The organism is Terrisporobacter petrolearius (assembly GCF_020748185.1).
Classification (GTDB): Bacteria; Bacillota; Clostridia; order Peptostreptococcales; family Peptostreptococcaceae; genus Terrisporobacter; species Terrisporobacter petrolearius.
Genome location: NZ_JAHZMO010000035.1, coordinates 1 through 25,363, shown reverse-complemented (window position 1 = coordinate 25,363; position 25,363 = coordinate 1). Strand labels below are relative to the sequence as shown.

At 28.7% G+C, this 25,363-nt stretch carries 28 protein-coding genes; 23 read left to right on the top strand and 5 right to left on the bottom strand.

Annotation, left to right across the window (positions count from 1 at the left end):
- Window positions 1-23 precede the first annotated feature (23 nt).
- From K0040_RS15525 to K0040_RS15470, 12 genes are all read left to right on the top strand, one after another.
- The gene (locus tag K0040_RS15525; RefSeq protein ID WP_228109674.1) at window positions 24-1,109 is read left to right on the top strand and encodes a helix-turn-helix transcriptional regulator; all 1,086 of its coding nucleotides are present in this window, start codon (window positions 24-26) and stop codon (window positions 1,107-1,109) included.
- A gap of 29 nt (window positions 1,110-1,138) precedes the next feature.
- Window positions 1,139-2,179, top strand: a complete 1,041-nt coding sequence (locus K0040_RS15520; RefSeq protein ID WP_228109673.1) for a hypothetical protein — start codon at window positions 1,139-1,141, stop codon at window positions 2,177-2,179.
- Window positions 2,180-2,220: 41 nt separating this feature from the next.
- Window positions 2,221-2,874: a metallophosphoesterase gene (locus K0040_RS15515; protein WP_228109672.1), complete on the top strand. Its 654-nt coding sequence runs from the start codon at window positions 2,221-2,223 to the stop codon at window positions 2,872-2,874.
- Between the two features lie 362 nt (window positions 2,875-3,236).
- Window positions 3,237-4,247 (top strand): hypothetical protein, encoded by a 1,011-nt coding sequence (locus K0040_RS15510; RefSeq protein WP_228109671.1) that lies wholly within the window; start codon window positions 3,237-3,239, stop codon window positions 4,245-4,247.
- A gap of 77 nt (window positions 4,248-4,324) precedes the next feature.
- A complete protein-coding gene (locus tag K0040_RS15505; protein WP_228109670.1) occupies window positions 4,325-4,720 on the top strand; it encodes a DUF5050 domain-containing protein in 396 nt (131 codons plus the stop codon).
- Between the two features lie 761 nt (window positions 4,721-5,481).
- Window positions 5,482-6,072 carry a GGDEF domain-containing protein gene (locus tag K0040_RS15500; protein ID WP_228109669.1) on the top strand — a complete coding sequence of 197 codons (591 nt, stop codon included), beginning with the start codon at window positions 5,482-5,484 and terminating at the stop codon, window positions 6,070-6,072.
- A gap of 47 nt (window positions 6,073-6,119) precedes the next feature.
- Complete coding sequence (locus K0040_RS15495; protein ID WP_228109668.1) at window positions 6,120-7,103, top strand: helix-turn-helix transcriptional regulator; 984 nt, start codon at window positions 6,120-6,122, stop codon at window positions 7,101-7,103.
- Window positions 7,104-7,201: 98 nt separating this feature from the next.
- Entirely contained in the window at window positions 7,202-9,160 is a 1,959-nt protein-coding gene (locus tag K0040_RS15490; protein ID WP_228109667.1) for a YeeR family protein, read from the top strand.
- Entirely contained in the window at window positions 9,151-9,306 is a 156-nt protein-coding gene (locus K0040_RS15485) for a hypothetical protein (protein WP_228109666.1), read from the top strand. Before K0040_RS15490 ends, K0040_RS15485 begins: the two co-directional genes overlap by 10 nt.
- Window positions 9,307-9,323: 17 nt before the next feature.
- Window positions 9,324-10,142: a hypothetical protein gene (locus K0040_RS15480; RefSeq protein ID WP_228109665.1), complete on the top strand. Its 819-nt coding sequence runs from the start codon at window positions 9,324-9,326 to the stop codon at window positions 10,140-10,142.
- A 268-nt stretch (window positions 10,143-10,410) separates the two neighbouring features.
- Window positions 10,411-10,836 carry a hypothetical protein gene (locus K0040_RS15475; RefSeq protein WP_228109664.1) on the top strand — a complete coding sequence of 142 codons (426 nt, stop codon included), beginning with the start codon at window positions 10,411-10,413 and terminating at the stop codon, window positions 10,834-10,836.
- A gap of 324 nt (window positions 10,837-11,160) precedes the next feature.
- Entirely contained in the window at window positions 11,161-11,937 is a 777-nt protein-coding gene (locus tag K0040_RS15470; protein WP_228109663.1) for a sporulation protein, read from the top strand.
- A gap of 1,517 nt (window positions 11,938-13,454) precedes the next feature.
- Here the strand turns inward: K0040_RS15470 and K0040_RS20760 are convergent.
- The 3 genes from K0040_RS20760 to K0040_RS15460 all read right to left on the bottom strand — a co-directional run bounded on the left by K0040_RS20760 (window position 13,455) and on the right by K0040_RS15460 (window position 14,411).
- A complete protein-coding gene (locus tag K0040_RS20760; RefSeq protein ID WP_265588909.1) occupies window positions 13,455-13,619 on the bottom strand; it encodes an exonuclease domain-containing protein in 165 nt (54 codons plus the stop codon).
- On the bottom strand, window positions 13,601-13,912 hold the full coding sequence (locus K0040_RS21515; RefSeq protein ID WP_369123733.1) for an exonuclease domain-containing protein: 312 nt from the start codon (window positions 13,910-13,912) through the stop codon (window positions 13,601-13,603). Before K0040_RS21515 ends, K0040_RS20760 begins: the two co-directional genes overlap by 19 nt.
- A gap of 241 nt (window positions 13,913-14,153) precedes the next feature.
- Window positions 14,154-14,411 (bottom strand): TIR domain-containing protein, encoded by a 258-nt coding sequence (locus K0040_RS15460; protein ID WP_228109662.1) that lies wholly within the window; start codon window positions 14,409-14,411, stop codon window positions 14,154-14,156.
- Window positions 14,412-14,465: 54 nt separating this feature from the next.
- Between K0040_RS15460 and K0040_RS15455 the strand changes: the two genes are divergently transcribed.
- Window positions 14,466-15,518 (top strand): restriction endonuclease PLD domain-containing protein, encoded by a 1,053-nt coding sequence (locus tag K0040_RS15455; protein ID WP_228109661.1) that lies wholly within the window; start codon window positions 14,466-14,468, stop codon window positions 15,516-15,518.
- 395 nt (window positions 15,519-15,913) lie between these two features.
- Here the strand turns inward: K0040_RS15455 and K0040_RS21510 are convergent, their stop codons facing one another.
- A complete protein-coding gene (locus K0040_RS21510) occupies window positions 15,914-16,540 on the bottom strand; it encodes a metal-dependent hydrolase (protein ID WP_369123732.1) in 627 nt (208 codons plus the stop codon).
- A 474-nt stretch (window positions 16,541-17,014) separates the two neighbouring features.
- Here K0040_RS21510 and K0040_RS15450 point away from each other — a divergent pair, with 474 nt between their 5' ends.
- The 10 genes from K0040_RS15450 to K0040_RS15405 all read left to right on the top strand — a co-directional run bounded on the left by K0040_RS15450 (window position 17,015) and on the right by K0040_RS15405 (window position 24,556).
- The gene (locus K0040_RS15450; protein ID WP_228109660.1) at window positions 17,015-18,484 is read left to right on the top strand and encodes a hypothetical protein; all 1,470 of its coding nucleotides are present in this window, start codon (window positions 17,015-17,017) and stop codon (window positions 18,482-18,484) included.
- 8 nt (window positions 18,485-18,492) lie between these two features.
- Window positions 18,493-18,924 carry a hypothetical protein gene (locus tag K0040_RS15445; protein ID WP_228109659.1) on the top strand — a complete coding sequence of 144 codons (432 nt, stop codon included), beginning with the start codon at window positions 18,493-18,495 and terminating at the stop codon, window positions 18,922-18,924.
- Window positions 18,925-19,247: 323 nt separating this feature from the next.
- Complete coding sequence (locus K0040_RS15440) at window positions 19,248-19,853, top strand: GGDEF domain-containing protein (protein WP_228109658.1); 606 nt, start codon at window positions 19,248-19,250, stop codon at window positions 19,851-19,853.
- A gap of 47 nt (window positions 19,854-19,900) precedes the next feature.
- Complete coding sequence (locus tag K0040_RS15435; RefSeq protein ID WP_228109657.1) at window positions 19,901-20,890, top strand: helix-turn-helix transcriptional regulator; 990 nt, start codon at window positions 19,901-19,903, stop codon at window positions 20,888-20,890.
- A gap of 47 nt (window positions 20,891-20,937) precedes the next feature.
- Window positions 20,938-21,183, top strand: coding sequence for a hypothetical protein (locus tag K0040_RS15430; RefSeq protein ID WP_228109656.1), 246 nt, complete (start codon window positions 20,938-20,940; stop codon window positions 21,181-21,183).
- A gap of 80 nt (window positions 21,184-21,263) precedes the next feature.
- On the top strand, window positions 21,264-22,385 hold the full coding sequence (locus K0040_RS15425) for a hypothetical protein (RefSeq protein ID WP_228109655.1): 1,122 nt from the start codon (window positions 21,264-21,266) through the stop codon (window positions 22,383-22,385).
- A 9-nt stretch (window positions 22,386-22,394) separates the two neighbouring features.
- Complete coding sequence (locus K0040_RS15420) at window positions 22,395-22,811, top strand: hypothetical protein (RefSeq protein ID WP_228109654.1); 417 nt, start codon at window positions 22,395-22,397, stop codon at window positions 22,809-22,811.
- A 118-nt stretch (window positions 22,812-22,929) separates the two neighbouring features.
- Complete coding sequence (locus K0040_RS15415; protein WP_228109653.1) at window positions 22,930-23,331, top strand: hypothetical protein; 402 nt, start codon at window positions 22,930-22,932, stop codon at window positions 23,329-23,331.
- A 197-nt stretch (window positions 23,332-23,528) separates the two neighbouring features.
- Complete coding sequence (locus K0040_RS15410; RefSeq protein ID WP_228109652.1) at window positions 23,529-23,792, top strand: hypothetical protein; 264 nt, start codon at window positions 23,529-23,531, stop codon at window positions 23,790-23,792.
- 146 nt (window positions 23,793-23,938) lie between these two features.
- A complete protein-coding gene (locus K0040_RS15405) occupies window positions 23,939-24,556 on the top strand; it encodes a hypothetical protein (protein WP_228109651.1) in 618 nt (205 codons plus the stop codon).
- A 40-nt stretch (window positions 24,557-24,596) separates the two neighbouring features.
- Here the strand turns inward: K0040_RS15405 and K0040_RS15400 are convergent, their stop codons facing one another.
- A complete protein-coding gene (locus K0040_RS15400; protein WP_228109650.1) occupies window positions 24,597-24,965 on the bottom strand; it encodes an IS3 family transposase in 369 nt (122 codons plus the stop codon).
- Between the last annotated feature and the right edge of the window lie 398 nt (window positions 24,966-25,363).

Sequence of the window (25,363 nt, the reverse complement as noted above, 5' to 3'; positions counted from 1 at the left end):
TAAAATATAAAAAGGAGTTATATATGAGCAACTATCCTAATAATAGTGCAATAGTACGAGCGTTGGAAATACTAAAAATACTAAAAAAAGAAACTGACGAAGAGCATTCCTTGACACAAGATAAAATACTTTTTAAATTAAAACAAAGAAATTATGATTGTAATATAAAAACTCTTAATAAAACATTAAAAGAATTAAGACTAGCATTAAATCCATATACATATGATGAATTTTCAAAAGATGATTTTAGAATTGTTTTTCCTGGATATGACAAGTTTGATTCTAAAGAATTGAGAATGACAAATTTACGTTATGTGCATGAATTTTCTATGGATGAAGTTGATAGTATAATTGAAGCAATTCAATTTTCAAAGACATTAAGCAATGAAAAATCAAAAATTATTATTGAAAAAGTAAAGGGACTTACAAGCAAATACTACAAAAATAAAACAAATCACATTAATACTGTTCCACAGTTTTCTACTATAAACAAAAAAATATTGAAACAAAATCTTATAACAATTCAACAAGCTATTGAAGATAAAGTAAAAATATCATTTTTTTTTAATCGATATAATAGAGCAAAACAATTGGAAAATAGTAGATCCTCTAGATATGTAATAAGTCCTTATTATATAGCTGCATATAATGGAAAATATTATTTATTGGCAAATACAGAACCATATGAAAATACGTCTATTTATAGAATTGACTTGATGACAGATATCCAGATTCCTAAAGAAGATAATACAAAAGGAATTAGAAGGAAAAGCATTAGAAATGTTAGAGGTATAAGTGAAGTATGGAATCCAGAGGATTTTATGATAAAGCATATGAATATGTTTTATGATGATCCAATGACAATCGGATTAAAAGTGAAGAATCATAAGTACACAATAATTCACGATTGGTTTGGAGATCAATATACATTTAAGAAAAAAATAGATGAGAATTATGATGAAATTGAAGTCGTATGTAGCCCAAATGCAGTAGTTCATTGGGCAATGCAGTATTGTAATTATGTGGAAGTAATTAGTCCTATCTTTGTAAGAGATGATGTAATTAGCATACTAAAAAATATGGTGGAGAAATATGATATAAGAATTTGAAAAATAAGTATTATAAAAAGGAGTAGATTATGAGTGAAAAATTGGAAGAGATAAAGAAATGTTTGAGAGACGCATCAGTTGAAGAAATTGGTTTATATGATACAAAAAATGAATTTGAAGATATTTTGAAAATTAATTCAGATGATTCTGATTTAAAGAGAATAATTATATATAAAATGAAAGCTAACTCTTTGGGTATAGATTGCGATGTTTCATTAAGGTCAGTATTTATATATACTTTGGTATTTGATTTTTTAGGCACAGAAGAATTAATAAATAAACAATCTAGCAAGTATAAGTACCAAATTAATAAAAATAAAGAATATGACAAGGGTGTAGAGATATATTTTGGTGATACAATGACATCATTTTGGACAACTTTAAAAGCATATATACAAGAAAATGCACCCAAAGGAGACATTAGGAAACAAACGGGTGAATTTCTTTTGGATATAAATGGGTATGTTCCAAAAGAACAGAGAAAAATGGGGTGGTATTCATATATTAAAAAAAATATGAAGGAATTTGAAGCATTGCTTTCAGATGAATGTAAGGAGTTTTTGAGATTAAATCACACAATGGCTAATTTCATCCCAGTACCAGAAAAATTTAATATAAATAGGAGTGCAAATCCAAATGGGAAAAAACGTATAAATGCAGAATGGGATTATTGGGATTTAACACTGAAATCCATATACAATTATTACAATCCTAAGAATTCAGATAATGAGAGTGAAACTGGGAATGGATATAAAGCTTTAGAATTTCTTCTAAAAACAACTAAAGACACAGAAATTTTTGCTAAATGTAAGGAATGGTTAGACAGTTTTGAATCATGGAATGAATTTATAATAAAAAATTATTTACAAGATTTTGTATACATGGAAATTGATAATGAAGGCAATGACATTTGTAAAGAGCCGATAATGTTTTGGGAAAATCATAGTTTTGCTAATCCGCTTCCAAAAGGTGATCAATTTAATGAGTTTTTCACTAATGTGACAAGAATGATAAAATTAAGGGGATTAAGGATAGGAAATAAAGCTAAATCAGTTCTTAAGGAAAAATAGAAACTAAAAAATTAATTTAATAAAAAGAAATGAGGAGTATTATGTTAATATATGCAATAAGTGATATTCATGGATGCTTAGAACAGTTTGAATACTCTCTAGAACTAATAGATTTATCAGATAATAACATGCTGATTCTTTTAGGTGATTATATTCATGGACCTAATAGCTATGGTGTATTAAATAAAATAATGGACTTGCAAAACAAGTATGGCAGAGACAAAGTGATAGCATTAATGGGAAACCATGAAGAAATGGCAATTAGGGGTCGATGGGCTATTGATGAAGATCGTAATCAAGGAGAAGAAGATGACAGATATATTACTTGGATGATGTCTTTGCCGTATTACTATGTAACAGATCAACAAATATTTTGCCATGCTGGCATTGATGAAGAAGCCGAAGATATGTGGGAGTACGGTACAGATGATTATACTTTTATAGAAAAATTCCCAGCTGAGACAGGAGAATTTTATATGGATATTATTGCAGGTCATGTTGGGACATCAGTTATTTCACAAAACCCTCGTTACCATGATATTTACTTTGATGGGCAGTCACATTATTACATAGATGGAACAGTTTTAGAAAGTGGAATAATTCCAGTGATTGCAGTGGATACAGAACAAAATAAGTATTATAGCATCACAGAAACTGGGCAAAGGCTAATTTTTCCCTATGATGATGAAAATTGATGAATTTAGTATGGAAGGATAAATAAAAATGCAAATCAATAAACTTGAAGCTGTTAGTATCAATGATATTGAAAAATTAATATTATTGGCAGATGATGTGCTAAAGCAACTTTGCTATAATAGCCATGACTACAATGATAAAGGACAACCTATTAATATTGAAAAGTATCGTAAATTATGTAATTATGAGCTGAATACTACGAAAAACTCTATCTGTTACGAGATCAGTTTTTAAAAAATAATAAAAAATATTAATAATAATGTAGGCTAACGCTTTTAGGAGTAAGAATTGCAATAAATATAAAGTTTAGATGTGAAGCCTAATTTATATACATTATTATACGAGGGGGGAAAATATAACAATGATTAGTTGGTGTTTAAAAACAAAAGAAAGATTTATAGGAGCAGTAAAAAATTTCAAGAATGATCCTATTAATAATTTAGGTATAATATTTCCTGTATTGGCATTGATAGCAGCTATTTTAGGATTTGTTGTTGCGTACATAATTTTTATTATTAATGGTGGATATACGAATCAAATAAGTATTATTAAAAACTATGGGATTAAAGAAGCTTTTACAAGTGGAACCTATTATATAATAATTAATGGTTTAGTAAAAAATTTAATTTTAATATTTCTTACATTTGAGTTGATACTTGTATTAATGGCTTTCTTTAAAAATGCATCTATTACTAAACGAGCTATTATGTCTATTGACCTTATTGCAGGAACATTAGTTGCAATAGTAGCATATATTATCTGGGCAATAAATACAAGGAAGATTGGATTAACAAAACAGCAGGAAATAAATATATTAAAAGCTATTGATGGAATGAACATAAAGTTATTTTTAAATATATCTATAATTATTTGTATGATTATAGTATCAATTTTTTTTATTTTACTTATCAGCGATAAAAATAGATGGATGCTTGGATATATAGCATTATATGGAGCAATTTCTTTGGGATTGATACCACTTGTTTTACTTTTTATACAAAATGTAATTCCATTATTATCGTGGATCATTATGGCAGCAATGATTTGTGGAATTATTTTTGTCACATTTTCTATGATTGGAAAATCGAATACAGATGTAAACACAGAATACAATAGATCTTCTTCTACTAATAATAAAAAAAGTGATTCAAATAAAAAAGAAGAAACACACATGAACTATAAGAAAAGAGAGTTTACTGGAAATATAAAATTTTATAGAGATAAAGGTGGACATGGAGTATTTACACCACAAGCCGATTGTATCTATTTCGATGGAAATTTACATAAACATAATTATATTTGTACGGTTAAAGATTTTGAAACAGGGAAATTTGTAATTATATATAATGGAAAAAGACTTACATGTATTTAAATATTTTAATAATTCTTACGCTATAAATCAAATAATGTAATCAGGATAAAAGGGGAAATAATAATGAGGAATAAGAGATGGCTATTATCATTAATAATGGTTGGATTTATTATAAAATAAACGATGATAATTTTAATACAATATACAAAATTAAAATAGATGGTTGTGATAAGCAAGTATTCTTTAAAGGTACAGATATTACTAAAGCCCAAAATGTGAAGAAAGAACAAGATATGTCCGAGCAAGAAATTATGAAACAATTAGAAGAATCAGTAAGACTAAGTGAAGATAAGGCATTGTTAGAGGAAGCTGGACAAAAAGGAACAAAAGAATACAATGCTTTATCTCTAAGTAAAAATAATATGGGATATTCATCTAAACCGGAAGGAGCATGTGTATATAAATTAATAATAGAGAATAACAACTTAATTGTATGGGGTTCCCTTGATTGTAATTCACAAGGAAGTTCATAAATCAAACATATAAAAGACCAAAAGAGAATTTTTAAACTTTCTGACAATGTAGATCTAGGACTTGATTGGGTAGGTAATCGAGATAAACAAATAGAGTATTTTAATGACAATGGACAAAACATGAACTCAGAAGCATTTTTCTTTCGCACTATAAACGGCAAAGTAACTTATTTAACATTTGCTGGATAATTTTTATAATATTGAAAATTAATACACAAAATGAGAAAACAACTGATATTAATGTTAGTTATTTTATTCATTTTACGCTTACAATAATAAATCATATGGATTCAAAAATATTGTGATATAAGTTAATATATAAAAATTGCAAAATATTATAGGGAAGCGATAATGGCGAGTGTATTTTGAATAAGATGGAGAAATACACAAGTAAGTATAGTATTTGCTTATAGAAAATCTATAAGTAGAAAACCGCTGAGTATCAATAGAGTTTATATTTAATTACATTATGTAAATAAATAATATATAAAAGGTATAAATCGGTACAAAATTACCGATTTTGATTACTAAAACAATATAGCTAAAAATAATCAATAATTAAAAATAAGTATAAATTGAATAGATATTAATATTGGTCACTAACCAAAGAAGTTCATTTTCTTTGTTAGTGGCTTTTTATTTTGAAAAATTTTGAATTATTATTTTCACTGACAGTCTGTGTCATTGAGTATAAGTATAATTAAGATAAAGTTAAATGATATAAATATTAAGGATGGGGAGAGTAAGTGAATTATTATAATATGAATAGAAAAAAACTTATTGAGATTTTGATACAGAAAGATGAGATGCTAGAGAAATTAAGGTTAGAAAATAAAAAATTAAATTACTTAGTTAGTATAGATTCCATGACAGGAGTATTAAATAGAAAATCAGGTTTAGGGTTACTAGAAAGAGAATTAAAACTAGCAAAAGATAATGATGAAAATCTGGTTATTTCCTTTATTGATGTGGATGGACTAAAGATAATAAATGATACTTTTGGTCATGAACAAGGGGACAAACTATTAATAAGTGTAGCTGAAATTTTGAAAGAAAGTATTAGGAAAACTGACTTTGCAATTAGAATGGGAGGTGATGAATTTTTAGTAGTATTTCCTAAAACAACAATGAAAGAAGTCAATACAGTATGGGGGAGAATAATAAAATTAATAGAAGAAAGTAATAAAAATAATGAAAAATATAACTTGAGCCTTAGCTATGGATTTTATGAATACAGTAAAGAAACAGAAGAAAAGTTAACTAGTAAGGATCTAATAAGAATGGCAGATAGAGAAATGTATAGGATAAAAAGGGGAAAAAAGAGGAATTATGCGATAAATGTAGAAAAATAATAAAAGAATAAATTAAGATATACTATTTAAAGGAGTAACATTTTTATATGGAGAGATTTAAAGGGGAAGTGTTGTTATATATTTATAATAGATTATTTGAAGGAAAAGTAGTTAGAAAGCGTGAGGTAATAGACAAATTTAATATTAATGAAAGAACTTTTTATAGGTATATGCAAGATGTTAAAAAGTTTGTTGAAAAGCCTGATGGAGAGTTGGTAGGTGAGGAAATTGTAACAGATAAAGAAAAAGGAGGATATATTCTTAGAGGTAAACATGAAAAAAATCTCAATGAAAATGAAGTTTTAGCTATCTCTAAGGTTCTTCTAGAAAGTAGGGGTTTTATAAAGACTGAGTTAAAAGATATGTTAGACAAGCTCCTTGAAAACTGTATAAGCGAAGATAAAGATAAAATTGAAATAATTATTAGAAATGAGTTACATCACTATAAATCACCACAACACGGCAAGAAACTTTTAAGTAAGTTATGGAAAATAAGCAATGCTATAAAAGAACAAAAAATATTGAGTATTGGGTATTTTAAAATAGGTAGTGATGGAAAATTACAAGAAGAAGTTTCGAAAAGAAAAGTTTGTCCACAAGGATTGTTATTTTCAGAGTATTATTTTTACCTGATAGCTTTTATTGAAGGAAAAAGCTATGAATACCCTGCTATTTATAGAGTAGACAGAATAAAAGATTTAGTCATTACTGATGAAAAATATAAAGTGGATTATAGCAAAAGATTCCAAGATGGAGAGTTTAGAAAGTCAATTCAATTTATGCAAACAGGAAAACTGGAAAGGGTAAAGTTTAGATTTACAGGTAGATCCATCGAGGCAGTTGAAGATAGATTGCCTGATGCGACAATAGTAGAGGAAAAAGGAGAATATACAGTAGAGGCAGAGTTATTTGGGAAAGGTATAAAAATGTGGCTTTTGAGCCAGGGGGAATCTGTAGAGGTTATCGGTTCTGATAAGTTTAGAGAAGAAATGATTGAAACTATTGAAAAGATGAGAAGTGTGTATTATTAATGCATAAACAATATATAAATGTATTCCTACAAAAAATTTAGTAGCAAATTTATCTAGAAAAATTATGATATAAGTAAAATTAATGAGGAGATGTGATTATGTTTAGTGATTATAATAAAAGAAGTATTAAGGATATACAAGTTAAGGCTGGTATGAGTATTAAACAAATAAAAGAATACTATGAAGCTAATGGATGTGATATTGAAAAAACATTAAAAGATATTGAGAATAAAATTGATTTAGGTATTATTGAAGTTATAGGCGCAGAGACAGGTGGTATGTTTAGTGATTATAATAAAAGAAGTATTAAAGATATACAAGCTAAAACTGGCATGGGCCTAAAAAGAGAAAAAGAATACTATGAAGCTAATGGATGTGATGTTGAAAAAACATTAAAAAAAGATATTCAAAGTAAAATTGATTCAAATATTACTGAAGTTATAGGCGCTGAGACAAGTGGTATGTTTAGTGGTTATAATAAAAGAAGTATTAAGGATATACAAGCCAAGACTGGCATGGGTATAAAACAAATAAAAGAATATTATGAAGTTAATGGACGTGATATTGAAAAGACATTAAAAGATATCGAAAACAAAATAGATCTAGGTATTATTGAAGTTATAGGGGCTGAAGCAAGTGGTGTCGTCTATGGAAATGTTAGCAATGCAAGTACAATTTATGGCATGGATAAGTTTAATACTCCTAGAGGACATGGATTTGCAGCTGAAAGAGATAATCACATTTACGATAAATTATCTGGAAAAAATGCAAAAATTGTTGGTGATGATAATGCAAAATTTGGCGCAGACAGAGTAGTTGATGGTATTAATATTCAATCAAAATATTGCAATTCTGGATCTAAATGTATTCAACAGTGTTTTGAAAATGGCAGATTAAAGTATATTAATCCAGATGGTTCTCCAATGAAAATTGAAGTTCCATCTGATAAATATGATTCAGCTATACAGGCGATGGAAAATAGAATTAGAAATGGTGAAGTTCCAGGAGTAACAGATCCTAATGAAGCAAAAAATATTGTTAGAAAAGGTCACTTTACATATGAGCAAGCGAAAAATATTGCTAAGTTTGGCACAGTAGAATCAATAACTTTTGACGCTGTTAATGGTGCAATTATTGCAACAACTGCTTTTGGATTAAGTACAGTGCTAACTTTTGCAACTAGTATTTGGAATGGAGAAACTTTTGATACTTCTTTAAAATCAGCAACCTATTCAGGATTAAAGGTGGGTGGGACTACATTTATTACAGCTATTTTAAGTAGTCAATTATCCAAAGCAGGATTAAATAGTGCTTTAATTGGAAGTTCAGAAGCTATAGTTAATATTATGGGACCTAAGGCATCAGCTATGTTGGTAAATGCATTTAGAAGCGGGTCTAATATTTACGGTGCGGCAGCGATGAAAAGTGCATCGAAAATGTTAAGAGGAAATGCAATAACAAGTGCAGTTTCTGTTGTCGTATTATCATCAGTAGATGTAGTTAATATTTTTAGAGGAAGAATATCAGGACAACAATTATTTAAAAATATTACTAATACAGCATCTGCAGTAGCTGGTGGTACTGCAGGTTGGGTAGGTGGGACCACTGCTGGGGCTTTTGCTGGTTCCGTTGTTCCTATAATAGGCACGGCGGTAGGTGGATTTGTAGGAGGATTACTTGGTTCTTTTGCTGGTGGAAGTGCAGCAAGTAAGGTGTCAAACTCTGTTGTAAGTAAATTTGTTGAAGATGATGCAGAAGAAATGGTACGCATTATAGAAAAAACATTCACTGAAATTGCAGAAGACTATTTATTAAGTAAAATGGAAGCTGAAAATATTATAGATAACTTAAAAGGTGAAATGACAGGTTCAACTCTTAAGGATATGTTTGCTAGTTCTAGTAGAAAGGAATTTGCATTAAACTTATTGATAAACAATGTCGAAAATGAAGTTAAAAAACGTAAAAAGATAAGTATGCCTTCTCAAGAACAAATGCAAAAAGGCTTAAGAGACGTACTTGAAGGAATGTCTGATTATGAAGAATTCAAATGTTATTAATAAAGCAAAATTTAATTTGTAAGCTTTTAGCAGTTACTAAACATGCAATACACTTAAGTTCACATGCTTTTACAGCTATGGAATTACCAATACCAGTAATTAACACTGTATCATCAACGTTATTTAAAAATGGAATAGATGTCTGAAAAATAAGGGGAGTATAATGAGTAAAAAGTTAATTTCTATAGTTTTTGCAGTACTAATGACAGGCCTAACACTAGTTGGATGCGGAAATAATATGGTGAAAAAATCAATTGAACAGGCTAAGGTACTAATGGAAAGTAAAGAGTATGAAAAAGCAATACTTTCATTAGAAATGGCTTTAGACGAAGATAGTAAAAACAAGGAAGCAAACAAGTTATATAATATTATTAATGGCTATCAAGATGCTAAGTTAGCAAAGGAAGAAGATAATATTAAAGAAGCAAGTAGCATTTTAGATGCAATAGATAAGGAGTATATGAATTATTCTATAAAAAAAGATATAGATAGCTTAAAGCAAGAAGTAGAAAAACATCTTAAAGAAACAGAAAAAGTAGATGATTTATTGATAAAAGCAGACAATTTGTTTAATAAGAAAAAGTATAGGGAGTGCAAAGACTATTTAACGGATTATATATTAGGTTCTGAAGTAGAGTCAATAAAAGCTAATAAGTTTGCAACAGAAGAGCAAACTAAAAAAGCGTTAAAAATAGTTGGAAAATGTGAAAAGGAAATAATAGAAGAAAGTAAAAAAGAAGCACAAAGTGAGAAAAAAGCAGAAAGAATAGCAAGACAAGAGAAATCAACAAAAGATAAGGTATATAAAGAATCAAGAGAAAAAGGATATTATATACCACATTTAAATAAAACATTAACTATTGACGAAATGTCTAAAGAGTATGATAGGTTAGAACGAGGCTTTGAGTATGTAGCAGAAGATGGATGTGTATACATGTTCAATCCAGCAAGTGCTAAAGCAGATAGCTATTTTGAGGATTAAACGTTACCAGATGGTTTTGAATATAAATAGTAGCTAGTTTTATTTAATAAGTTGTATACTTAGCTAATGTTACGTAAAACCGTTTAACAAGTGACTGAGCTTACAAAGTTATAAATGGTAAGAAAGTTTATAGTAGTTTTAGTGATGAAAATATATAAAAACTAAGTAAATGAAGGGGGGTACACAAAAATGTGTAGACCTTCTAACTTTATGGTAGCAAGTCAAGTCATTGCAATACCTTGACTAGGATGGCCGAGGGGTGAAGTTCTTGACAGTTTATGTCAAGAACTTACTATTACTAGTAGGTGACGGCGACCAGATTTTATTACCATATGGATGGTCATCCGATTGGATAAAAGAAATAAGGGATGTGCCAAGTAAATATGAGGTGAACGAAGTGGATAAAAAGAAAGTAATAATGGAGCAGATAAAAATTGTTATAGATAAACTAGAAATAGAGTATACAGACGAAATTAATAGTGGCATTATGCAGTTAATCTATAAAAGGTATAAAAATGCATTAAATATTCTTGAGAATAATAAGGATATAAAACAGATGAATATTATTGGTGGAGTAAGAGCTTACATGGATAGTTATAGCGATTATAATAATCCAATATTAGGTGAGTTATATAAAACTGAAAAGTTAATAAAGAACTTATATGAAAGTGAATGTAAAATTAATAATAAATAGGATACAAAAATATAGCATATTAAGTTTTAGTAAAACTAATATGAGTAACAATAATTAAAGTTCCATAATATTAATAATGAAGTTATCCGGATGGTAGATGAATTAACTCAATGTTTCAGATGGGGGAATCATTAATTTAAAATGGAATAATAGATATTAAATCAAAGTCCTACACAATAGGGCTTATTTTATTGAAACAAAACCGTTTTATGGCGTCCTATGGACTTAAAATAAGATAATACAATACAATATATCTTCTAAGGTTTGAGAAAACATTAAACTTTGTATAAAATATAGGTACTAAAAATATATTGGAGGTATATAATGGGGATATTTGATAAAATGATGGCTACAACACTTGGTATAGGTGGCACAAAAATAGACACAATAGTTCACACAAAAAACATCATGCCAGGAAAAAGAATAGAAGGAATATGTAAAATAAAAGGTGGTAAAGTAGAGCAATATATAAAAGACATAACGATAGGTGTATACACTAACTACAAACAAGAAGTTGATGATAAAAAAGTAAATAAAACACAACGTATTCAAGAAAGTGAAATAAAAATAGATAAAACTATACAACCAGAGGAATTATATGAAATTCCATTTAGTTTTATTTTATATAAAAGAGTACCTATTACAAAGCACAAATCAAAAGTATGGCTATCAACATATATGGATATACAAGGGGCAATAGATACATCAGATAGAGATTACATAAATGTAGAACCTAATGAATATATGGTAAACGTTTTAAATGCTATATCAGAGTTAGGATTCCATCTTAGAGAAGTTGAAAATGAGCATTGTCCAGCAAGACTGATTAAATATAACTTTGTACAAGAATTTGAATTTATGCCTCTTGGAGGTTATTTTAAAAATAGATTAGATGAGCTAGAATTAGTGTTTGTACCAACAAATACTCATGTAGACTTAGTTTTAGAAGTGGATAGAAAAGTTAGAGGAATTAAGAGCTTTATGAGTGAGTATATGGGAATGGATGAAACAAAACTAAGAATAAGACTTGAGAATTCTAAAAAATACACAATTGATGAAATAAAATATGAAATAGAAAGATTACTAAGAATGTATTCTTAGAATTTGTTATATAGAATTAACTAAGCAACTGGAAGGAAACTTTTAAATCCAGTTGCTATTGAAATGAAACAATATCTCAAATTACTGATAGTGAACTTGAACATCTTCAAGATTGGTAAAATAGATTATTGAAAAAATTATATACTTTTTTATTAATTTATGCAATATAGGAGTGGCATATTAGTATAAAATATACCAATATGCAACCCTCTTAATACTCTTATCTAAAATAAATTACTATAGTTTCTTTAAATATAGATATAGATGATACATCATTAAATAAGAATATCAAAAGAACAATTAACGCAAGTATAATCATTACATTGACTTTATTATACATAATTGCCCTCCTATTATAAGGTTGTTTTGTAATTAGTATTTGATATAAAATAACTTTATATACTATATATTATTTGTAAAATAAAAAGAGTAAAGATTATATAAACTTTAACTTATATAGGTATTTGTAATAAATTTTATTAATTTTATACACTTAAAATGAAATCACATAAAATTATAGCTATTTTATATTTATTTTATTACTTTTATACATTAAGGGAGCCACATATATTAATTGTTAAATTAATATATTCTGTGGTGTTTGCATTTGCTACTTCTTAAGTGAAATTATTACTGTTATTATGTCATGAGTAAAATACAGTTATAGAAGAGAGGCAGAAAATTAAAAAGGCAAGTATATAGTAAGTTACAAATTGAATTAATATATTTTAAGTATTTAGATGAAAAAAGAATTGAATGAGATTGTACTTTAAATTAGGAATTATAAATCTATAGATTGGTGGTTCTCATATTATTTACCTTCATGAAAGGAGGTGGTAATATGGAGGTTTTTTTATTGAATGTACTTGCTGGAATAGTTGCAACGGCTATCTGCGCAGTTATTGCTACATATACAAAAAAGTAAAAAACCACTACTCGAATATGGGTCGATAGTGGTCTTAACAATTAAGTTATTAGCTTATTTTCGGGAACCATTACTCTACTTCCACATAGATTTATAGTTCCTTTTTATATTATTATACATCTTTTTTGATAAGTATTCACTAAATATGATGCAATAATTAATAAAATTTATAAAAATAAAAAATTTAAATAAAATTACAATATAGAATTTGAAAGAATGGCTTAAATTCAAGAATTTTAGGAAAAGAAAAACATTACTTTTTAATGAGTACTGTTTTTCTTTCGATTTATTAATTATTGCATGGAAGGGAGTCGCATATTAAATATTTCATTAATACGCTTATAAAAATATAACCAAATTACTTTTTAAAAGTAATAACCAATTTCACCACTTTAGGTATGACTAAATAAAAAGCATCAACCTTGTGGGGAAAAAGTATTAAAATTAGAAAAAGAACTAACATTAATATGGTTATAATATATGGAACATTATCCATAATATTATCCTCCCTATGATTTCAAATTTTAACAGTATTATATCAAATAATTATAAAAATAAAAATGGAAATTAATGTTTATAATATATTAGTTTCTTAATCCACTATAAGATGATGGAATAATTCCAAACAAGTCTTAGCATCTGATAAAGAATTATGATGATTAAGTTCGATATTAAAATGCTTAGTAAGAGCATCTAATTTATGCTTTTTTAAATAAGGTAGATTTTCTCTAGCTATTTTTAATGTATCATAAGCCATATTGTTATGTCTTTTAATTTAGCAAATGGAGGTAACCCCATATTATATTGCGTAAACTCTTGACGAATGCAAGATAACTCTGTACTTCTAAGGTTATGTGCAATTACAAGGGTAGAAGGAGTTATATATTTTCCTACTTCTTTCCAGGCAACAGCCCATGTAGGAGCATCAATTACATCTATTGGTTGTATACCATGTATACCTACAGCTATTTTAGTAAAATCAGTTGAAGGATTAACTAAAATTTCTTTTGCCTCTATTATTTTATTAGAATCTTCAACAACGAAGCTTATACTACAAACAGAGGCTTTTTTACTATTTACAGTTTCAAAATCAATTGCAATTATCCTAGTATAGTTTTTGATATCTACTTCAGCAGCAGATAAATTTTCTGTTACAAAAACATAATTACTTGTTTTATGATGACTATTATTATAAATGGATATTTAAAAGGCAGTCTGTAGACTGCCTTTATATGACTATATTTTTATACATAATAACACACTTTAAACTCTACAATTAAGTGTTAAAAAACTATTTTGTTAATTTTATTATTGCAGAAACAATTGAGTTAGTATCCCAATTGACAGTTTCATTTGCGACTTTAGATACATAGCTAGGCATTACTGTATTTCCTCTTGGTTTTATAGCAAATATAGGTTTACCTAATCTTACGGATTCATCTATTTCATATTTAATCCAGTCCTTATACTGGACATACATACCTAAAATAACTATGGTTATTTGAGATGGGTTTATTTTATTTTGTAGTATTATGGGATGAATTGCCAATATATGCTATAATAGCCTGAGTAAGCGATTAAAAATGCGAGAGGAGAAGTGGTTATGATAGATAGTGTATACATTTTAGGAAATCATAAGTCTAGCAATCATTTTAAAGAAATATTAAAATTATCTAAGAAATCAGATGAATTGATTTTAGTTTCACCTTTCCTTACAAATGATATGGGAACTTTCTTGGAAAAGATGAGCAGTATTCAAAAATTGACTGTTTATACTGTCTTTGAAGGATATAATGATGCTTTAAATAAAGCAGAGTCAATTCTAGAATTGTATAAGTACTGTGAAAGTAATAACATCGAATTATCCGTAAAAATTAATGATGACTTACACGGAAAGGTTTATTTGTATTATAAAGGTGAAAAAGAAAAGGGGTGTTTAATAACCTCCGCTAATTTTACATCTAAAGGATTGGTCAATAATTATGAATGGGGTGTACGTGTTGACAATGTTGAACAACAAAAACTACTCCGTTCCGAAATAGAAGAAATGCCAGTATCTGATGTGAATAGGAATCAAATTGAGGCTATACACAAGGCAGCAGAGGAATTTAAAAAGAATAATCCTGTTCAACCAGAGAAGAAATTTAAAATCAATAAATTTATAAATATTAAGCCAGCCAAGATTGGCAATACAAAAATGGGGTATTATCTTAAGCCTATTGGTGTTACAGGCAATCCCTTTAAAAAAGGAGATACTTTAAAAGAAAATGCTGAGATAGGATTCGGTGATGCTGCTAATAAGCTTAATAAGGGAGATATTCTACTTTGTCACAGTGTTGGAACTGGATTTTTAGTGGGGTATTATAAAATTAATAGTGATAAATCAGAATTTAAAGAATTAAATAAAGATGATAGGTGGCCTTGGAAGATTAGAGTGGAATGTAATTCAGTTCCGTTTAGCCAAGAGTGGTGGGAATATGAAATAAGGACAAATGATTTAGTTGGTGAGTTCAAAGAGTTATATCCAGATAAGCATATTACTTATAATGGTGGCGATACACTAGGTGCTTTGAAATGGGGGAAAGATAGGATTAAGCTAACTGAAGAATTTGCAGCATTTTTAATTGATAAGATAGATGAAAAGTGGAAGAGCTAATAACTCTACCTTTTGAGTAATGATTTTAAGAATAAAGAGAAAATTAGTGGTGTTAAAGTAAGAGTTGATATTTGATGTGGTATAAGGCCATATGTTATTGTAAATTTAATATTAAAGTAGAAAAAGACTATGAAAAGCTAATGCAGCGTACATTTCATAGTTTTTTGTGTTTTAAAAACTATCAAAATTTCTCATAATTCTGAAAAAAACATTTAAAATTTACATCTAAGACATTTATCATCCATTTGCTACACTAAATTATATTAGGGTGGTAAATGTTTTTATAATTTCTTGTTGTTTCAAGAGCAGTAGATATTTAAGTGAGGAAAGGAATTTATTGAAAGACAAAAGAAACAGAGTAAGCGTCAATATTTTGACGCTTACGAAATATCTTATTAATAAAATGGCCTAAGTATGTGTACAAAGTCAACATTTAAGTATAAGTAGATAGCTAAATATAAAAGAGTTAATAATATTGTAAAAAAGTGAAAAAAATTTTTAAGACTACTTTCCTCAGGAGAATTTAAAGTTATTATATTAAAAATATATAATCGATATTTTTTCTTGAGAGGATAAAGTAAACACACGCCATGAGGACTGATCATATCAAGTAAAATATGAGATAAATATCCTATTAAAATTCCGAACTGTCCAGCAAAAATATAGAGGTAGATAGAGTTATACAGTGATAAAAAAAAGACTTTTAATAATAAGTTTATACAAAGGAAGAAAAGTAATATTGATAAAATAGCATATAAACTATGGGTCAACTCTCTATGCATAATGTTATTATGTTTAAAAAATGATGATATACTTGGAAGACGTTTGCCTATATAAGACTTAGGGTGATCTATATCTGGAAGTAAAGAACCTATATGTAAAGTCATTATGAGTATTACAAATGAAATCATAAAATCTATTAAATCTAAATTTAAAATGTAATGTTTAAATAACGGTAATATAAGTAACATACCAAGAAATAAACCACCTCCACTATGGGTTTTATATGTAATAAAAATCACCTCCCATAAAATATATTCATCAAATTTATGTTAAATGATTGCTTAAAATAAAATATCACGAGTCGGTAACTTGATTAAAGTTGATTTTAGTGAGAATTATAAACCATTTATAATAAATAATCTATATAGAACATATTATCCGAGATAGAGTAAAAATAAAATAAACTAAATTACAAAAAATGACAAAATATAACAACCGGAATACTTTATTATATATAATGAAGAATGATTACTTAAAATATACGATGACAATATATAGGGGTATCATATGTGAAAACTATGTGCAACATTTTTACATTCGAATAGCTATAGGCTATAGTATGTAGTTCTTAATAAAGGCACATTCTTTAAATATGATGATACTAAAAAGTTAAATATATGCATCCAAAGGATTTTGCACATTTTGAAAATACACCAGATCAAATGTGTCCTAGATCTGAATAAAGATTTTAGGTAAATTACAGGAGGATTAATATGGGGAAACTAGGTAAACTTTTAGCATGTGTTGGAGGTGCAGCAGTAGCTGTTGCAGCAGCACCAATAGTATTACCAGCAGCGGCGGCGGCAGGAGCAGTAGCAGCAGGAGCAGCAACAGCAGCAGGTAGTGCAATAGCAGGGTCAGCAGTAGGAACCGCAGTTGCAGGAGCAGCAACAGCGGCAGGAACCGCAGCGGCAGCAGCAGGTAGTGCAGTAGCAGGATCAGCAGCAGGAACGGCCATTGCAGGAGCAGCAACAGCAGCAGGTAGTGCAATAGCAGGATCAGCAGTAGGAACTGCAGTTGCAGGAGCAGGAACCGCAGTTGTAGGAGCAGCAACAGTAGCAGGTAGTGCAATAGCAGGATCAGCAGCAGGAACTGCAGTTGCAGGAGCAGCAACAGCAGTAGGTAGTGCAATAGCAACAGGTGCAGGAGTAGTAGGTGTAACGACTACGGCAACGGCAGCTTTAGGAGCAGCAACGGTTGGTGCTGGACTTACATATAGTGGAATGACTTCAATAGAAGGATTTTCAAATAGTATAGAAGCAGATGACAAGATAGCAAAGGCTAAGAATATCTATGAAGATATTAATAATAAATTAGATAAAGCCCAAAAGAAAACTATAGATAAGATGCAAAATTTGAATAAATTAAAAGTAAACATATATGCAAATGAAATACTGAAGTCTATAGCTATAATTGAGAAAATAAAAAACATAAAGCAAACAGAGACTACTGTATCTGAATTCAAGTTTAATTTTTCTCCAGAGGAAATAAAAGAAGTTAAGAAAACATCTATAGAAGCTTTAAAAATAGCAAAAGGTTCATTAGATGGATTAGGAGTATCTGCCGCCATGTCATCATTAACTACTGGTTTAGTTGCAAATTTCGGTGTTGCATCCACAGGTACTGCAATATCTTCACTTAGTGGAGCAGCAGCTCAGAGGGCCACATTAGCATCGTTAGGAGGAGGAGCTATTAAAGCTGGAGGTGCAGGTATGGCTGGTGGACAAGTTATGCTAGGTGGAATATCTTTAGTTCCAACTGCTATAATTATGTCACACAAGTATGCACAAAATTCAGAAAAAAAATTAACAGAAGCTACTAGATACTATTCTCAAATTAAAGAGGAAGTAGGAAAGATAGAAGGAACTATTAGTTGGTTAGAAAACTCTGTAAATGTGAGAGTGGAGGAAATACATAATACATTAGAAAAACTTAGAATAGTTTATTCAAAAGATATATTAGGTAAACTAAGAGATATAAATAATATTAGGTCTAAAAATGGACAAATAAATATGAATGAATGTACTAATGATGAAAAGAAAACTATAGTAAGATCATGTGCTTTTATAAGTTCTATGAAAGCAATAATAAAAGCACCTGTACTTACAGAAAATGGACTTATAAGCGAAGAAACTAAGAATATTTTAGGTATATATGGCGATGTAAACAGGCTATATGTTTAGGAGGGAATATGAAAGGCGAAGTAATAGATAATAAAAAAGTAAGTAAGAAAAATGGTTGCTTTAATTTAGATAACGTAAATTCAAAAGATGCTGTAGATGTATTTAAGATGGTAGTAGAATCTAAAAGAGATTATGAAAAAACTAAAGAAGAAGAAACTACTAAAAGATTAGCTATTGAAAAGTCAACAGAAATTCATTTAGCCAAGATTAAATCAAATAAAGAAACAGTAGAAAATATATCAAAAGCTATATTTAATGAAAGAAAGAATGTTATAGATAAAAGCTTTGATGTACTTGAAAGAGCATTAGATGAAGATAAAGATTCAGTAGCGATAGCAGCTATGAATGGTATAAGTGATATCGTAAAAGAGTCTCCATTAAAAGATTTTGATAGTATAAGTAATGCATTACAAAATGACAACACAGATTTAATTTTATAGAAATATGAGATATAAAATCTAAGTAGATATCAGGTAAAGTTATTGAAATACCTTAATTATGATATTGGGAGATACAGTTCTTCATGTTTTGTGCTAAGAACATACTAAAACAATATACCTAAAAATAATCAATAATTAAAAATAAGTATAAATTGAATAGATATTAATATTGGTCACTAACTAAAGGAGTTTATTTTCTTTGTTAGTGGCCTTTTATTTTAAAAAATTTTGAATTTTTATTTTCACTGACAGTCTGTGTCATTGAGCAAAAGTATAATTAAGATAAAGTTAAATGATATAAATATTAAGGATGGGGAGAGAAAGTGAATTATTATAATAAGAATAGAAAAAAACTTATTGAGATTTTGATACAGAAAGATGAGATGCTACAGAAATTAAGGTTAGAAAATAAAAAGTTAAATTACTTAGTGAGTATAGATTCAATGACAGGAGTACTAAATAGAAAATCAGGTTTAGGGTTACTAGAAAGAGAATTGAAACTAGCAAAAGATAATGATAAAAATCTGGTTATTTCCTTTATTGATGTGGATGGACTAAAGATAATAAATGATACTTTTGGCCATGAACAAGGGGACAAACTATTAATAAGTGTAGCTGAAATTTTGAAAGAAAGTATTAGGAAAACTGACTTTGCAATTAGAATGGGAGGTGATGAATTTTTAGTGGTATTTCCTAAAACAACAATGAAAGAAGTCAATACAGTATGGGGGAGAATAATAAAATTAATAGAAGAAAGTAATAAAAATAATGAAAAATATAACTTGAGCCTTAGCTATGGATTTTATGAATACAGTAAAGAAACAGAAGAAAAGTTAACTAGTAAGGATATAATAAGAATGGCAGATACAGAAATGTATAGGATTAAAAGGGGAAAAAAGAGGAATTATGCGATAAATGTAGAAAAATAATAAAAGAATAAATTAAGATATACTATTTAAAGGAGCAAAATTTTTATATGGAAAGATTTAAAGGGGAAGTGTTGTTATATATTTATAATAGATTACTTGAAGGAAAAGTAGTTAGAAAGCATGAGGTAATAGACAAATTTAATATTAATGAAAGAACTTTTTATAGGTATATGCAAGATGTTAAAAAGTTTGTTGAAAAGCCTGATGGAGAGTTGATAGGTGAGGAAATTGTAACAGATAAAGAAAAAGGAGGATATATTCTTAGAGGTAAACATGAAAAAAATCTCAATGAAAATGAAGTTTTGGCTATCTCTAAGGTTCTTCTAGAAAGTAGAGGTTTTATAAAGGCTGAGTTAAAAGATATGTTAGACAAGCTCCTTGAAAACTGTATAAGCGAAGATAAAGATAAAATTGAAATAATTATTAGAAATGAGTTACATCACTATGATTCACCAAAACACGGCAAGAAACTTTTAGATAAGTTATGGCAAATAAGCAATGCCATAAAAGAACAAAAAATATTGAGCATTGGGTATTTTAAAATAGGTACTGATGGAAAATTACAAGAAGAGGTTTCGAAAAGAAAAGTTTGTCCACAAGGATTGTTATTTTCAGAGTATTATTTTTACCTGATAGCTTTTATTGAAGGAAAAAGCTATGAATACCCTGCTATTTATAGAGTAGACAGAATCAAAGATTTAGTCATTACTGATGAAAAATATAAAGTAGATTATAGCAAAAGATTTCAAGATGGAAAGTTTAGAAAGTCAATTCAATTTATGCAAACAGGAAAACTGGAAAGGGTAAAGTTTAGATTCACAGGTAGATCCATCGAGGCAGTTGAAGATAGATTGCCTGATGCGACAATAGTAGATGGAAAAGGAGAATACACAGTAGAGGCAGAGTTATTTGGAAAAGGTATAAAAATGTGGCTTTTGAGCCAGGGGGAATCTGTAGAGGTTATTGGTTCTGATAAGTTTAGAGAAGAAATGATTGAAACTATTGAGAAGATGAGAAGAGTGTATACATATGAATAAAATCAAAAGGTACTTATGATAATCTTGATGAATATTTTATTGACAGGTTGGGGAGATATAAACCAAATATTATTGTGAACTTATGTACAAGAGGTTCGCATAAAAAAGACTTGTTAGCACCACCAAGAACTAAAATAATAATAAATAAAAACACAACATTGCAGGCATTAACTCAGCTAGCGATTCATGAGTGTATAAAAAATAAATCAACTATATGTATTGGAGGGAAGCATCCATCTTCATGGCACTGTAAAAAAAATAGATATATGGAAAGTTTAAGGAATACGAGGTAAGGGAGCAAATTATGGATATAGAAGAGTTACGTAGAAGAAGAAAAGAAGTAAGTAGTAGTTCAGAAAAAACGCTAAGAAATATGGAGACTATAGCTGATGAATCATTTAGAGTAGCTGAAGTAGCACATAATTCAAGAAAAATCCTCGATAATTTAGATTTAGAGTTTGAAAGGCAAACAGGTTTAGATTCCATGGATGTTAAATTTTTATTATTTGCTACTGCGTTACAGGTTGGAAGATGGGTTCTTATTTCTAAAATCAATTCATTGGCAGATAAAAAAATAAGTGATTCAAGAGTTAAAGACAATGATTCTGGGATAAAAAAAATGGAGCGAGAAAAAAGAGATAAGTATAAAGAAAATCATAGTGAAAAGTGGGATTATAATAAAAGTGAAAAATATAGGACTTGGTTAGAAATTATATATGATGGTGTTCCATATGACGTTTCGGTTGGATCACCTAAATTTGGTATAAATATGGAAGCCGGTTACCATAGAATACATACACTTGGTCACGATCCAATTGCAGGATGGCTGTTTGGTACTATTAATATCATTTCAGATACAATAACACTTGAAGATTTTAGTACATATAAAATTTCAAATGAACCAAGGCCAAAGCACTGGGATCATAAAACCGATATAGGCCAAGCTTTTATGATGGCTATTGAAAGTATAAAGGAAGATGATAAACGCTTACCAGCTGCAGTTTTTGCACAAGCACTACACTTAAAGTCTGATGTGTATACTAAGTTTGGATTACCAATACCATTATTAGAAATATTTTCACCGGATTTGGCTGGAAAACTTTATAAAGATGGGTACGATATTTTATGTTTATTAAAGGATGTAGCAGTTGTAGGGACACAGGCAGCGGTTGCTATATTAATAAACATGCTCATTACATTAATCCATGGATTATACTATAATTCTGAAAAATATCCAAGCCGTGATTTGTATGAGGTAAAAACAAGAAAAATCATTTCATATTCAAACATAATATCTTCATGTAGTAATATTATCTGGGTTGGAGGAAATGCAATAGCAGGAAATGAATCAGCTATCAAAGATTTAGATGTAGGTGGATTGATGGTTACAATGTATCGCTTGGTCACTGATACAGCATACATTCAAAAAGTGAAAGAGGATTTTGTATTTGGTGGTTTTAATAAATTAATTCAAGGTGAAGAATATAATTTTTAGGAGAATAAAATGGGAGTTAAAAGATTTTTAAAGAAAAGCTTAATACCAGGATATGGATTGAAGAGTATTGTTGAAAATGTTGCAACATTTGGAGTAGTTGAGGGATTAAAAGAAGAGTTTAAAGAAACTTATTTAGAAGATATGCCAGGAGTTAGTCATGTTTATAATGCAGGTAAACATGAGGGGAAAAAAGAAGGATATGTACAAGCTTCTTATGAGTATGAGAAAAAATTACTGAAGCAAGCAGAAGAATTTATAAATCAGCAGAATGCTTTCAATCAACAGAGAGATGAATATGAACAACTTATAAATGAATATGAAATTTATATTGAAGAAATGAGCGCTAAACAATCATTAACAAGTGAAGAAGAAACATATTTAAATAAAATTATGATTATGGAGAGAAAGCTTATTAAAGCAAGATAATGATAAAATGTAGTTATCATAAAAATTAATGGGCTTTTAAAAATATTATGATCCTGTTGATAAATATAGTAAACTTAGCTAATCAGGAGAATTATAATTATTTTGATGGAGGAATTTGATGGGAATACTAGATTTTTTAAAAAATAGAGGAGATGTAGTCTATACAGATGAAAGAGATAGAAAAGTTACATTAGGTGATTTAGCCGGTACAGGTTATAAATACACTATATTAAGTGATAAGTTTACACAGCATGCATTTAATCAAGGAAAACATGTAGGTAAAAAAGAGGGATATCAACAAGCCTCATATGAATATGAAAAAAAGTTACTTAAACAAGCAGAAGAATTTTTAAAACAAACAAAGATATTTGAAAGCGATAAAGCTAGATATGACAAATTAATTGATGATTATGAAAGATATATTGATGAAATGATGAAAAAAATTAGTATGTCCAATGAAGAAAAAGATTATATGAATCAAATTATGATTATGGAAAAAAAACTAAAAAAGTTGAAATAGAAATGTTTAACAGTAATGCAAAATAATTTGCGATTATGATGAAATAAATACTCCTTTATGGCAATTATAAAAATGTAAAGTCAGATGCCAGGAAGGGGGGTATTTTTAGGAGTACATTAAAAGAAAAAATTAATAAGGTGAATTATTGCAGATGAATAACTTAGTAGTCAGGTGATATTGGAAATTATCTAAAAGACATGATTAAAGATGTAATTCAAGAAATGTTAGCAACTGAGCCACTGCGTGTCTCAAAATTTCACCCAGGGGTGAAGTTCTTGATGTTTTGTGACAAGGACTTGCTATATTGGGAACATCTAGGTATGTTAGGATTTAAAACTTATGATGAGAGATGCTCTAAGAAATTAAATATATATGATCTGTATTTCAAAGATAAGTTTTATGAGGGTACAATAATAAGTTATATTGCTTTTGAAGTAATTGAAAAGTTGAAATTAAAATAATTAATCATTATAGTTTAAATCTATAGTAACTCCATCAATAACTAAATACCTACTAGATGCATATTTAGTATTTCATAAAAATCTGACATGATATAATTACATAAATTTACCATAAGAGTACTTTGAATTATGAGGGAGAGTAAGATATGAAAAAATTAATATTAGCACTAATAGTAGTATTAAGTCTAAGTACAGGATGCACCAAAAGCAATGAAAAAGCAGAAGAAGCATCAAAAGAAGAAAAAATAATCTACTGCAGTGAATGTGCAGCTGAATCCAAAGAAGTAACCAAGTACTGCAAAGATTGTGGAAAAGAAGTTAAGTGGGTTATCGAAAAACCAGAAATCAAAAATGAAGAAAAAGAAAAGGATAATGAAAAAACACAAACAAGCAATACTTCAAATAAAAAGCAAGAAAGTGAATATGAAAGAGGATACAAAGACGGATACAAAGATGGTTATTACAAAGCTCAAATAGATGATGCTGGAGGGGATGGGATTATTAACAGCAAATATGACGAAGGATATTCGGCCGGATTTAATGACGGATGGATACAGTGTGTGACTGATGGAAAAGATTATGAAAGTAAAAAGGAAAAAGAGGAATATGAAAACCCTCCAGAAGCATTTAGCTATAAAGCAGATAGCTATTATATAGACCAAGGTATTTGTCCATCTTGTGGAAGTGATTATTTATATTTACTAAATGAGGATGAAGGATATTGCAAAGACTGTGGATATGACTGGGATTATAATAGGAATTGAAAAATAAAGTATTATTAAGGGGTTTGTCAATAATTAAAAATTAAGCAACTAAGGTATAAGTCCTATATTCAATTGGACTTAGGACTTTTAGCTTTTTCTGTAATCTTTTATTATTATAAAATTCTATATAATTATCAATTGCTAATTTTAACTCATCAAAGTTATGAAATTTTCTTAAATAGTACATCTCAGATTTAATAATGCCCCAAAAAACTTCTATTGGACCGTTATCTATACATCTACCAACATGAGATATGTTTTGAGTAGCTGATACATTATCAAGTTTTAATTTAAATGTTTTACTTGTATATTGATATCCTCGGTTACTATGAAATAGGGGACTGGTGTGAGGATTTTTTCCATAGCTAAATAAATACGAGTTTATTGTTATTTGAGCGCCCAAAAACATATGAAATTATACTATTATTGTACAAATCTATTATTGCACTTAAATAGGCCATTGTACCATTAGCTAACTTGAATTCAGTTACATCAGTTAGCCATTTCTCACTCAGCGTAGCTGCGCTAAAATTTCTATTTAATATATTTTCAGCAGTAATTTGAGGTGTACTTTTAATATATTTCTTAGAAAATTGACACTAATGTGAAGGGTGAAGTTAGTCTTGAATATCACCCCTTAAAATAGACACAGGATAAAAGTACCTGTAAAATCTAATTTAAGACCAGCTAGTTAAAGTCAACATATTTTATTGAATTTTATATTATGTGTTTTTAGACACAATTAATAGACTATCAAATTTCAACGAAAAATTGATGATTTACTGTGAAAATAGTTCGTAATTAGCC